This window comes from Nonomuraea sp. NPDC046570 (genome assembly GCF_040645915.1).
Lineage (GTDB): Bacteria > Actinomycetota > Actinomycetes > Streptosporangiales > Streptosporangiaceae > Nonomuraea.
On sequence record NZ_JBEYZF010000001.1, the window covers coordinates 336,902 to 348,567 of the forward strand.

An 11,666-nucleotide genomic window follows, 5' to 3' on the forward strand; every position below is an offset into this window, starting at 1 on the left:
CATGCGAGGGCTGATCGCACCGGTGGCCGCGCTCGTGCTGGTCGCGGGGTGCGCGGCCACCGGCGCCGATCGGCCCTTCACCCCGCGCCAGGGGGCGTCGGCCGGGCCGAGCGCCCCGACGGCCGCGCCCTCGCCGGTCGTGGAGACCATCCGCGTGGGCTCACGGCTGAACGTGCTGGTCGAACGGCCGGTGGGGCAGGACGCCGAACTGCTGAAGGTCTTCACCGACCTGTACATCAAGTCGTGGAAGGCGGTCGTCACCAAGGGGGATGACGACGGCTACCTGGCCGGTGTGGAGGACCCGGCGGGCAGGCAGGCGTACACCTGGGTACGCGGGTTCGTGAGCCAGGGCCGTACGGTGCGCGGCTCGGCGAGGGTCTACGCGATGACGGTGAGCGCGGTCGTGGGTGATGGAGCCCAGGTGGACGCCTGTGTCGACGAGTCGGGGCTGGTGCTGGTCTCGACGCGGACGGGCGAGGCGGTGCCGAGCCAGCCGGTGTGGACGCGGGAGCCGTACCTCCAGGCCATGGTCGTCCGTCGTGGTGACGACGGCGTGTGGCGGGTCAAGGGTCTGCGCCACGCGACCCTGACAGACGAACGCGCGAAGGGATGCGCCCGATGAACCGCCTGATCTCGGTTGTGACCGCCGGCCTGCTGCTGCTCGACCCGGGCGGCCCGCGCGGCGAGGGCTTCCAGGACGGCCGTACGGCAGGCGTGCGACTGGAGAACTCCAAGATCGTGATCACCGGCAACGGGCTCAAGGGCGGCAAGACCGACGGCTACCGCCTCAAACGCCCCTGCTGGTACGAGCCGGGGCCCGAGGCCGCCGAGATGCTCAAGACGCAGGAGGACGTCAGGGCCTACTGGTTCCGGATGAACCCGAACGGCACCGAGGAGCAGTTCCAGGCGTTCCTCAAGCAGTTCAAGGACAAGGTGGGCAAGCCGGGCCGCTGGTGGACCCCGGCGTACAACGAGGCCGACCCGAACGGCACGGCCTGCTGGAGCGACCTGGACCTGTTCGTCTGGGTACCGCCGGGCACCACCCCCCCGGCCGGGATCACCCTGACCGAACTGGCCGAGATCGCCCGCGCCGCGCTGACCGTCCCGGAGCCCAGGATCAAGCTGAACCCCGACGCCAAGAGCTACGTCAACCTGCCCACCTGGGTCTGGCTCGACGGCACCGGGCAGACCAGGCGCTCGGTCACGGCCTCCATCCCTGGGGTGATGAGCGCCACGGTGACCGCGAGGCTCGACGAGATCAAGATCGACGCGGGTACCACCGCGGACCGGGCCGAGGTGCGCGAGCAGTGCGGCGCCGGCGGCAGGCCGTACACCAAGGGCGGGCAGTTCACCTGTGGTGTGCGGTACCTGCGGGCGTCCGCGGACCAGCCGCGCGAGGTGTACGTGCTGACCGTGACCACCGTCTGGCCGGTCGAGGTGGAGGACGACGTGGTGCCGTTCGCCTACGACCCGGTGGAGGTCGGCGCCACCAGGGACGTGCCCGTGGGCGAGGTGCAGAGCAACGTCAGACCCTAGCCTCGATCGTCGCCGCCAGCGGGGCCAGCTCGGGGATCTCGGCCGCCTCGGCCAGTGCCTCCTTCAGCGCGGTGTCGTGCACCGGCTTGGCCTGGTCGAGCAGGCCGCGCCCGGCCGGGGTGACCTCGGTGTAGATGCCCCTGCGGTCGTCCTCGCACAGGTAGCGCGACAGCAGCCCGCGTGACTCCAGCCTGGTGACCAGGCGGGTCGTGGCGCTCTGGCTGAGCACCACCGCGCGGGCGAGCTGCTGCATGCGCATGTGCCAGCCGTCCTGCCGGACCAGCACGTCGAGCACCGAGTACTCGCTCACGCTCAGGTCGTATCCGGACTGCAGGGCCTTCTCCAGCCTGTCCTCGATCTTCGAGTGCAGAGCCGCGAGCGTGCGCCAGCCCTGGGCGCGCGCCTCGACGGCGTCATCGGGCAGGGGCATGTGACACCTTCCTCGACATGCATGTATGGTCACATAGTCGGCGTGCGCAATTAATGCTTACGCTGTCTATCGGCTTCCTATCCTACTCGAGGAGACTTCCCATGCCTCTAGCCCTGTTCGCACTCGCGATCAGCGCCTTCGGCATCGGCACCACCGAGTTCATCATCAACGGTCTCCTACCCGAAATGGCGGGCGACCTCGGTGTCAGCATCCCCACCGCGGGCCTGCTCGTCTCCGGGTACGCCCTCGGCGTGTTCGTCGGCGCGCCCCTGCTGACCCTGCTCGGCGGGCGGCTGGAACGCAAGACCATGCTGCTGGGCCTGATGGTCCTGTTCATCGTGGGCAACCTGATGTCCGCGCTCGCGGCCGACTACGGCCTGCTCATGGGGGGCAGGATCATCGCCGCCTTCTCGCACGGCGCCTATTTCGGCGTCGGCGCCGTCGTCGCGGCCGGGCTGGTCGCCCCGCAGAAGCGGGCCAGCGCGATCGCGCTCATGTTCACCGGGCTGACCCTGGCCAACGTGCTCGGCGTGCCGTTCGGGACCGCGCTCGGGCAGGCGTTCGGGTGGCGGTCGGCGTTCTGGGCCGTCGTGGTGATCGGGGTCGTCGGGCTCGCCGGAGTGGCCTTCCTGGTGCCGCGCCAGCCGCGCCCCTCAGGGCAGAGCATGCTGCGCGAACTGGCCACCTTCAAGCAGGGCGTCGTATGGCTCGCGCTCGGCATGACCGTGCTCGGGTTCGCGCCTGTCTTCACCGTGATCACCTTCGTAGCGCCGATGATGACGCAGGTGGGCGGTTTCTCCGCCGGGGCGGTGCCGCTGGTTATGGGTCTGTTCGGCGTGGGCCTGGTGGCCGGGAACCTGCTCGGCGGCAAACTGGCCGACCGCGCGGTGATGCCCGCCATCTACGCTTCACTCGGCCTGCTCACCGTCTCCGCCGCCGTCCTGGCGCTGGTCGCCGCGCACCAGATCGCGTTCGTCATCACGATCTTCCTGTTCGGCCTGGCAGGGTTCGCCCTGGTGCCTCCCCTGCAGACCCGCGTCCTCGACGCCGCCGCCGGCGCCCCCACCCTGGCCTCGGCCGTCAACATCGGCGCCTTCAACCTGGGCAACGCCCTCGGCTCCTACCTCGCCGGCCTCGCCATCAACGCGGGCCTCGGCTTCACCGCCCCCGCCTGGACCGCCACCCTCCTCGGCCTGACCGCCCTCGCCTTCACCACCCTGACCACCCTCCACACCAAACACCACGCCCGGGTACGACAGGTCATGGCTTAGCACCGCAAACCCGCCTCCTCTTGACGGGTTCGCGGTGGTGTGACCGCCTGGGATCAGTGGAAGAGTTCTTCGGCCTTTTCCACGCAGGCGGACAGTTCGAGCCAGCACCTGAGCCGCTCGAGATCCCTGCACTCGAAGATCTCTCTCGCGGCCTCCGGCGGGACGCGAATGAGCCGGTCACGCAGGACGAGGAAGATGGCTTTCGACATGTTCTCGGCGTGCTGGATGGCGAGGATGGCGGCAAGTGCGGCGGCGTAGCCGTGATAGTAGTCGTTGCGAGCGAAATCGCTGCGAAAGTCGCCCATTGTCAGTCGAAGAGCTCGTCGGCGTTCGATACCTTGATCACCTTGTGCAGCCAGGCGTCGAGCTGATCGAGGTCCGTGCAGGTGACGATGCGCGCTCGCGCTTCTTCCGACACAGGGACAGAGCGATCCTCCAGGATCGTGAGAACTGCCTCAGCCTTCCCTGCGGCCTTCCCCTCGGCCTCACCTTCGGCCTTCCCTTCGCCGTAATACCTGCGGGCGAAGTCGCTCTGGTATTCGTAGGTCCCGGTGGCCATCAGTTCCTCCAAGAGCGTGCGGGCGGCAACCGTGCGTAGTTTCTTGAGTACGTAATCAGCGTACATTGGCACCTGGTCCTCGGGCAGGGCGGAGAGGGCGTTGTAGAACGCCTCCACCACCTTGGTTCCGGCCGGGGAGTCTCCGTGGGCGATCGCCGAGAGCATGGCGAGGCCCGGTTCCTGCTTGGCCTGGTCGCTGTCCAGCACCAGGGGCACCATGTCCGGCCCGACGACCATCGGCTTCAGCACCCAGTCGGGGTGTCCGAGGTCGATCGGTGTCGAGCACCAGTTGGCGGTCGGTGAGTCCAGGCAGAGCACCAGGAGCACGGCCGGGCACCTCTTGCGCGCGCGCAGCGTGCTCAGGTAGACCGGCCAGCTCCAGTGCTTGCCCGGGTCCCGCCCCAGTTGCACTTCCACGACGACGGCCAGCAAAGGATGGTCCGCCGCCAGCACCACCACCGCGTCCGCCCGGTACTCCGTCGGAATGCTGTCGGTGAACTCGCCCGACTCCAGGCGCGCCTCTTTGTACGGCGGCACCGGCAGACCGAGCACATCGCCCAGCAGGGCGGCAGCGAAGGACGGGGAGTCGCGGAACGCTTGAATCAATAGTTCGTGATCAACCGAAGGCATGTTCGGAACATTACCAACAGTTGCCAAGCGATGACGGAGAGTTTCACAAGGTCCCGGCTTCGTGGGCGAGCAGCCACTCCTTGACCGGTACGCCGTAGTAGTAGCCGCCGTACCCGCCCGTGCTCGGCAGCACGCGATGGCACGGGACGAACGGTGCGATCAGGTTCTGGGCGCAGGCCGAGCCCGCGGCCCGTGCCGCCGTTCGCGGCATTCCCGCGCGCTCCGCCAGTTCGGCGTACGACACCGTGGTGCCCGCCTTGACCTCGCGCAACGTCTGGTGCAGCCGCTTCCTGGTGGCCGTGCCCGGCTGTTCCACGGGTACGGCGTCCAGGGCGTCGAGGTCTCCGGCGAAGTAGGCGTTGACGGCCTTCGACACCAGGCCGAGGTCGTCCACCACGCTCAGGCCCTCGGCCTGCAGGTGCGGCGTGAGCCGTACGAACATCTCCTTGGGGTCGGCGGTGAAGCCGGCGGCGACCAGGACGCCCTCGCGGACGAGCACGGACAGGGGGCCGATCGGGGTCGGGATGATCTGGGCGTCGATCATGATGCACTCCAGAGGTGTAGGGCGGCGTAGGCCCGCCAGGGCCGCCACCGGTCGATGTGGTCGTGCGGGATGCCGAGGCCGGCCATGCGCTTGGTGAGCACGAGGTCGCCGTCCGGCCAGGCGTCCGGGTCCCGGAGCGCGCGCAGGGCGATGTAGCTGGCGGTCCACGGGCCGATCCCGGGGACCTCCAGCAGTCCCGCAACGGCTCCGGCGGGGTCCTGGCCGCCGTCGAGGTCGATGGTGCCCGCCACGATCCGCGCCGCCACGTCCTTCAGCGTCGCGATCCTGCGGGTGGTCAGTCCGAGCCCGTCGAGGTCGGCCTCGGCGAGTTCCTCGGGGGTGGGGAACAGGTGGGTGAGCGGCCCGCCGTCCGGTTGTACGAGGCGTCCGGCCCGCGTGGTGATCCGCCCGAGCAGGGTGCGCGCGCCCGCCACCGAGATCTGCTGCCCGACGACCGCGCGCACGGCCAGCTCGAACCCGTCGAACGTGCCCGGCACCCGCAGCCCCGGCCTGGCCGCGACCAGCGGGGCCAGCGACGTCTCGCCGAGCGCCTCGGCGATCGCCGACGGGTCGGCGTCGAGGTCGAGCAGCCGCCTGCAGCGGGCGACGATCCTGGCGAGCTGCCGGGTGTCGGCCACCGAGACGTCGAGCGCGATGTGGTCGCGCTGCGGCGTCAGCGTGATCGTCCCCCCGGGCACGGCCCTGCTGTACTGCTCAGGCCCGGCCTGCTCCAGCCCCGGGATGGCCCGCGCGGCGAGGAACGCGAGAACCCCGCCGACGTCGTACGGCTCCCGCCGGTGCAGCCGCAACCTGAGCGTCGCGGGGGCGCCCGGGAGGTCCGGGCCGGAACCCGAAACGGAACTCAGGGTGGAGCTGAGCGAGGACACGGTGGCGGAGACGCGGCCGTTCTTCCGTTCGAGCCGGAGCCCGCCCGCCGTGGCGCGAAGCTCGCTCGGCGTGAAGCCGTACGTCTCCCGCATGGTCGCGTTGAACTGCCGTACGCTCCCGAACCCGGCCGCGAACGCCACGTCCGTCACCGACAGCGCCGTCTCGGTCAGCAGTTGCTTGGCCAGCAGCAGCCGCTTGGTCCTGGCCACCGCCAGCGGCCCGACGCCCAGCTCGGTGACGAACAGCCGGTGCAGGTGCCGCTCGGTGATGTGCAGCCGCCGCGCCAGCCCCGCCACGCCCGTGTCGTCCGCCGCGCCGTCGTCGATCAGCCGCAGCGCCCGCCCGATGAGGTCGCCGCGCAGGTCCCAGCCGGGATCGCCGGGCGACAGCTCGGGGCGGCACCGCTTGCACGGCCGGAACCCGGCCGCCTCGGCGGAGGCGGCGAGCCGGTAGAAGCGGACATTGCGGGAGGCCGGGGTGCGGGCGGGACAGATGGGGCGGCAGTAGACTCCGGTGGAGGTCACCGCCGTGTAGAAACGCCCGTCGAACCTGGCGTCCCTGGCGGACACCGCGCGGTAGCAGGCGTCGAAGTCGAGATCACCGGTGGTCGTCATGGTTTCGAGCCTATGCGGGTCGCCGTACCCTCGACTGGCGGGAATCGGACCTTGCCGTGAAACCATAGGTCAGCAGGTCAAAGGTATCAAGTAGCGGGAATCAGACCTTGCGGGTGAGCGGGGAGAAGTACAGCGGGACGAGGCTCGCCACCGCGCAGGCCGCGCCCGCCCACATGGCCGCCCTGACCCCCCACGCCTCACCGAGCAGCCCGGCGAGCAGCCCGCCGATCCCGACCGCGCCCATCAGCAGCAGCCGCATGGTGGCCGTCATCCGCCCGAGCATCGCGTCGGGCGTGACCTCCTGCCGGAAGCTGACCAGCAGCACGTTGTTGATCCCCGTCCGGTACGTCAGGGCGAACCAGGCGAGTGCCGACACCCAGATCCACGGTCCCTCACCGAGCACCGGCACGATCAGCGCGGCGGGAGTGGTCGCCAGGCTGACGATCCAGACGCCCCGCCCTCTGCCGAGCCAGGTCCCGACGAGGTGCGCCGTCGCCGACCCGGCCAGCACCCCGGCGCCGCCCACGGCGAGGTAGAGGCCGAGCACCCAGGGCGGGAATCCGAGCTGCCCCACGACCAGCACCGGCAGCAGCGCCGAGAACAGCGGGAAGCCCAGGTTGGCCAGCGTCCCCATGATCAGGATCGGCCGCAGCACCTCGTGTCCGAAGACGAACCGGAGCCCTTCGGCGATCTTCCGCTCGCCGGCGGCGGGCGGCGTGGAGGCCGGGCGCAGTCTTCCGATCAGTGCGGCCGACCACAGGTAGGTGAGCGCGTCCAGCGCGATGGCCACCGGCGCTCCCACCGCGCTCACCAGCACGCCGGCGAAGCTGCGGCCCGAGATGTCCATGGCCGCGTTCGTGCTCACGAACAGGGAGTTGGCGGCGGTGAGCCGGTCCCTGCCGACCACCTGGGGCACGATGCTCTGCGCGGCCACGTCGAAGAGGAGCGTGCCGATCCCGGTGAGCATGGCGACCAGGTAGAGCTGGATCATGCTGAGCCCGCCGAGCCACCACATCAGCGGCACGGAGGCGAGTACGGCGGCGCGCGCCAGATCGGCGGCGACCATGAGGGGCCGCCGCTTGACCCGGTCCACCCAGGCTCCGGCGGGCAGGCCGACCACCAGCACGGCCAGGGTGCCGAGCCCGCTGAGCAGACCGACCTCTCCCGCTCCCGCGTTCAGGACGGTGACGGCGATCAGGGGGAGCGCCACGTAGCTGATCTGGCTGCCGAACGCGCTCACCGCCGCCGAGAGGTACAGGTTGCGGAAGTCCCCGTTCCGCAGCGTCACAGTTGTCATGCAGGCCACAATCCTGAAATATCGGGATCAGCCCGTATTGATTAAGTGAGGAGTGAATCCGATCGGCCTCGAACTCACCTTCACCGCCCAGGACGTCGCCAACACCAGGTTCGCGATCTCCCCGCTCGGCGAGGTCGTCGCCAGCGTCAGGGTGGTGAAGAACCCGGCGGCGCACGCCCTGCTCAGACCGTGGGCCGAGCAGGCGCGCGAACGGCTGGCCGGCGTCCACTGGGAGCTGCTGTCCGACCTCGTGCCGGTGCCCACGGTGTCGATCGTCGGCTTCGTCTGCCCGCCGCCGTCGATCGCCGTACCCGACCTGGAGGTGGAGCTGGCCACCATGCGCTCGCTGGCCCACCTGGTCAGGACCGACCTGGACGCGTGGGGCGTGCCGCGCTCCAAGCGCCTCGACGCCCTGTACGCCGATCCCGAGCGGGGGCTGGAACGCCTGGCCGAGGAGATCAGGCGCTACTGGGCGGCGGCGATCGAGCCGTACTGGCCGAGGATCGGCGGTCTGCTCGGCGGCGACGTGCTCTACCGCGCCAGGCGGCTGGTCGAGGGCGGCCTGCGCAGCATGCTCGCCGACCTGGACCCGCAGGTGACCTGGGAGGACCAGACGCTGCGGCTGCCGAACGCGTACTTCTCCGGCGTGCGCCCGCTGCGCGGGCTCGGGCTGCTGCTGGTGCCGTCGGTGTTCGCCTGGCCGCGGATCCTCTCCGTCACCGTGCCGCCCTGGCAGCCCACGGTCCGCTATCCGCCGCGCGGCATCGCGACGCTGTGGGAGCGCTCGGGCGCCGAACCGCCCGAGGCGCTGGCGGCGGTCCTCGGCCGGACGCGGGCGATACTGCTGGCCGAACTCGACCAGCCCGCCTCCACCCGCGACCTGGCGCTGCGCACCGGCCTGTCCGCGCCGGGCGCGAACCAGCACCTCACCGCGCTCCGCCGGGCGGGCCTGTGCACCGCGCACCGCACCGGCCGCCAGGTGCTCTACGCGCGTACGGCCATCGCCGAGGCGCTACTTGGACGAGACGCCGACACCTAGGTCGAACTCGCGGTACACCCGCGCCCAGAACCCGTCCCGCAGCCACACCCTGGCCTCGGGGTAGGGCCGCAGCGAGTGCCCCAGCTCCTTCTCGGCCTCGATGAGCAACTCGGTGTCGATGACCGTCGGCAGTATCGGCCCCGGCAGCAGGTCGCGGATGTTGTCCCGGCCACGGGTGAGGATCCACTTCTGCGCCACGTGCTCGCCCACGTCCTCCACCCGCGGCCTGCTTGGCCCGAGCTTGGCCACCTGGCCGGGCTTGACGTGCGGTTTCGGGGTGACCGCGGTACGCCCGGCGAAGACCTGCGCCGGAGAGGGCGCGACACTGCTCGGCGGGGTGACCGGAACGGGCTGCGGCGCCCGGCTGAAGTAGGGGCTGAGGAACTCGGCCTTGATCACCTCAACGGTGTCGGACTCCCATACGAGGCGCTCTGCCTGGTTCGTGCCATAAGGCGGCTCGACGCCCCACAGGTGGATCCGCACACCGTAGGCCTGCGCGGCCTCCACGGCGGGCACCATGTCCTCATCGCCCGCCAGCAGGATGGTGTCGGTCACCGCGTGATGCCTGGCCAGGGCCTCCAGGTCACTTCTGATCTGGGCGTCCACGCCCTTCTGCTGGCCGCGGGCGTTCAGGTTGCCCAGCCGCACCTTGACCCAGGGCAGTTGGGCGATGACGCGCTGGTCGACGGTGGGCACACGGTCACGGGCGGCGTCATACCAATAGATCCGCAGCAGCTCTCCAGAAATGCGTTGCTCCGCGTGTTTCTGCAGACTCTGGATCAGTTCGTCGGCGGCAACCCGGTATTCCTTGCGCTCCTTCGCACCCAGCAGCACTTCACCTGCGGCTGCGTAGAGATAACCGACGTCCACCAGGACGGCGTACTTCGCTGCCACAGGATGCGGCGTGAGGTCTGGGATGGCCATGTCGTCCTCCAGGCCGCGGCGCTAGTTGATCGGCTGACTATATAGCCCTACTTTTCTAAATCCTCCCAAGTCCCGGAGAAGTTGACACCCGTTTCCCGGGATCTATCTACGGCAGAGCACTGTTACGCCATCCAAGCTTCCCGGGAGCGAGGGGCTTACGCATGCCTCTCGCCGGGTTTCGCCACGATTCGACCTTTTGTACGGCAGGGCGCTCCGCTTCGGATTCCCGCGCGGCCAGCACGGCCACCAACGCGGCGATCTCCTCTGCGGTCGCCTCTCCACGCACCACTCGCAAGTATGACTTCACAGCGGGATGTTCCCATGCTTCTTCGGCGGGAGCGAGGCCCTCTTGTTTCGCAGTGCCCGCAGGGATCGGACCACTTGAGCTCGGGTTTCGGATGGCCGGATCACCGCGTCGACGTACCCGCGCTCGGCCGCGATGTACGGGTTGGCCAGCGTGTCCTCGTACTCGGTCACCAGCCGGGCCCGCTCGGCGTCCGGGTCCCCGGCCCCGGCCAGCTCGCGCCGGTAGAGGATATTCACCGCGCCCTGCGCCCCCATGACCGCGACCTGCGCGGTCGGCCAGGCCAGATTGATGTCGGCGCCCAGGTGCTTGGACCCCATGACGTCGTAGGCGCCGCCGTACGCCTTTCGGGTGATCACCGTGATCAGCGGCACCGTCGCCTCGGCGTAGGCGTACAGCAGCTTGGCGCCGCGGCGGATGATTCCGTTCCACTCCTGATCAGTTCCGGGCAGGAATCCCGGGACATCTACAAATGTCAGGATTGGGATATTGAAAGCATCACAAGTGCGGATAAATCGAGCTGCCTTCTCAGAAGCGTCGATATCAAGACATCCTGCGAAATGCATCGGCTGGTTGGCGACGACGCCCACCGGCTGTCCGTCGACCCGACCGAAACCCACCACGATGTTCGGCGCGAACAGCGCGTGCACCTCCAGGAACTCGCCCTCGTCCAGGACGTGCTCGATCACCCGGTGCATGTCGTACGGCTGGTTGGGGGAGTCGGGGATGAGCGTGTCGAGCCCGGCGTCCGGCTCCAGGTCGGTGGCGGCGTCGAAGAGCGGCGCCTCGTCGAGGTTGTTCGACGGCAGGTAGGACAGCAGCGCCTTGACGTACTCCAGCGCGTCGTCCTCGTCGCTCGCCAGGTAGTGGGCGACGCCCGACTTGGTGTTGTGCGTGCGCGCCCCGCCCAGCTCCTCGAAGGTCACCTCCTCCCCGGTGACCGTCTTGATCACGTCTGGGCCGGTGATGAACATCTGCGAGGTCTGGTCGACCATGACCACGAAGTCGGTCAGCGCGGGGGAGTAGACGTGCCCGCCCGCCGCCGCGCCCATGATGAGCGAGATCTGCGGGATCACGCCCGAGGCGCGCACGTTCCGCTTGAAGATCTCCGCGTACAGGCCGAGCGCCACCACGCCCTCCTGGATGCGCGCGCCGCCGCCCTCGTTGATCCCGATGATCGGGCAGCCGGTCTTCACCGCCAGGTCCAGGATCTTGACGATCTTCTCGCCGTACACCTCGCCGAGCGAGCCGCCGAACACGGTGACGTCCTGTGAGAAGACGCACACCTGGCGTCCGTCGATCGTGCCGTGGCCGGTGATCACGCCGTCGCCGTACGGCCGTCGCTCCTCCAGGCCGAACATGGTCGAGCGGTGCCGGGCGAACTCGTCGAACTCCACGAACGAGCCCTCGTCGAGCAGGGCCAGAACCCTTTCCCGCGCGGTCATCTTGCCCTTGGCGTGCTGCTTCTCCACCGCGCGCGCGGAGCCCGCGTGCATCGCCTCGTCCAGGCGGCGCTCCAGGTCGGCCAGCTTGCCCGCGGTGGTGTGGATGTCGATCTCGGGTTCGGAGGGCTGCGCACTCATGCCCCACAGAGTAACCGTCTGCTGACAGCCGATTCTCGTAGGGTGGA

At 69.6% G+C, this 11,666-nt stretch carries 13 protein-coding genes; 4 read left to right on the plus strand and 9 right to left on the minus strand.

Annotated elements, in window-relative coordinates:
* Position 1: 1 nt before the first annotated feature.
* A complete protein-coding gene (locus tag ABZ911_RS01590) occupies positions 2-622 on the plus strand; it encodes a hypothetical protein (protein ID WP_358050317.1) in 621 nt (206 codons plus the stop codon).
* The gene (locus tag ABZ911_RS01595) at positions 619-1,536 is read left to right on the plus strand and encodes a hypothetical protein (protein ID WP_358050320.1); all 918 of its coding nucleotides are present in this window, start codon (positions 619-621) and stop codon (positions 1,534-1,536) included. The genes ABZ911_RS01590 and ABZ911_RS01595 overlap by 4 nt, the downstream gene beginning before the upstream one ends.
* Here ABZ911_RS01595 and ABZ911_RS01600 read toward each other — a convergent pair.
* A complete protein-coding gene (locus ABZ911_RS01600) occupies positions 1,526-1,966 on the minus strand; it encodes a MarR family transcriptional regulator (protein ID WP_358050323.1) in 441 nt (146 codons plus the stop codon). The genes ABZ911_RS01595 and ABZ911_RS01600 overlap by 11 nt on opposite strands.
* A 101-nt stretch (positions 1,967-2,067) precedes the next feature.
* Here ABZ911_RS01600 and ABZ911_RS01605 point away from each other — a divergent pair, with 101 nt between their 5' ends.
* Positions 2,068-3,237, plus strand: coding sequence for an MFS transporter (locus ABZ911_RS01605; RefSeq protein ID WP_358050326.1), 1,170 nt, complete (start codon positions 2,068-2,070; stop codon positions 3,235-3,237).
* 53 nt (positions 3,238-3,290) lie between these two features.
* Here the strand turns inward: ABZ911_RS01605 and ABZ911_RS01610 are convergent, their stop codons facing one another.
* The 5 genes from ABZ911_RS01610 to ABZ911_RS01630 form a co-directional block, all read right to left on the minus strand.
* Positions 3,291-3,542 (minus strand): hypothetical protein, encoded by a 252-nt coding sequence (locus ABZ911_RS01610; protein WP_358050329.1) that lies wholly within the window; start codon positions 3,540-3,542, stop codon positions 3,291-3,293.
* A gap of 2 nt (positions 3,543-3,544) precedes the next feature.
* Positions 3,545-4,426: a hypothetical protein gene (locus ABZ911_RS01615; protein WP_358050331.1), complete on the minus strand. Its 882-nt coding sequence runs from the start codon at positions 4,424-4,426 to the stop codon at positions 3,545-3,547.
* A gap of 43 nt (positions 4,427-4,469) precedes the next feature.
* Complete coding sequence (locus tag ABZ911_RS01620) at positions 4,470-4,970, minus strand: methylated-DNA--[protein]-cysteine S-methyltransferase (RefSeq protein WP_358050334.1); 501 nt, start codon at positions 4,968-4,970, stop codon at positions 4,470-4,472.
* Positions 4,967-6,472: a DNA-3-methyladenine glycosylase 2 family protein gene (locus tag ABZ911_RS01625; protein ID WP_358050337.1), complete on the minus strand. Its 1,506-nt coding sequence runs from the start codon at positions 6,470-6,472 to the stop codon at positions 4,967-4,969. Before ABZ911_RS01625 ends, ABZ911_RS01620 begins: the two co-directional genes overlap by 4 nt.
* Positions 6,473-6,572: 100 nt before the next feature.
* Entirely contained in the window at positions 6,573-7,769 is a 1,197-nt protein-coding gene (locus ABZ911_RS01630) for an MFS transporter (RefSeq protein ID WP_358050340.1), read from the minus strand.
* A gap of 52 nt (positions 7,770-7,821) precedes the next feature.
* Between ABZ911_RS01630 and ABZ911_RS01635 the strand changes: the two genes are divergently transcribed.
* The gene (locus tag ABZ911_RS01635) at positions 7,822-8,808 is read left to right on the plus strand and encodes a winged helix-turn-helix domain-containing protein (RefSeq protein WP_358050343.1); all 987 of its coding nucleotides are present in this window, start codon (positions 7,822-7,824) and stop codon (positions 8,806-8,808) included.
* Here the strand turns inward: ABZ911_RS01635 and ABZ911_RS01640 are convergent.
* The 3 genes from ABZ911_RS01640 to ABZ911_RS01650 all read right to left on the minus strand — a co-directional run bounded on the left by ABZ911_RS01640 (position 8,782) and on the right by ABZ911_RS01650 (position 11,619).
* Positions 8,782-9,732 (minus strand): NYN domain-containing protein, encoded by a 951-nt coding sequence (locus ABZ911_RS01640; RefSeq protein ID WP_358050346.1) that lies wholly within the window; start codon positions 9,730-9,732, stop codon positions 8,782-8,784. The genes ABZ911_RS01635 and ABZ911_RS01640 overlap by 27 nt on opposite strands.
* A 106-nt stretch (positions 9,733-9,838) precedes the next feature.
* Positions 9,839-10,039: an acyl-CoA carboxylase epsilon subunit gene (locus tag ABZ911_RS01645; RefSeq protein WP_358050349.1), complete on the minus strand. Its 201-nt coding sequence runs from the start codon at positions 10,037-10,039 to the stop codon at positions 9,839-9,841.
* A complete protein-coding gene (locus tag ABZ911_RS01650) occupies positions 10,036-11,619 on the minus strand; it encodes an acyl-CoA carboxylase subunit beta (protein WP_358050352.1) in 1,584 nt (527 codons plus the stop codon). The genes ABZ911_RS01645 and ABZ911_RS01650 overlap by 4 nt, the downstream gene beginning before the upstream one ends.
* Positions 11,620-11,666 lie beyond the last annotated feature (47 nt).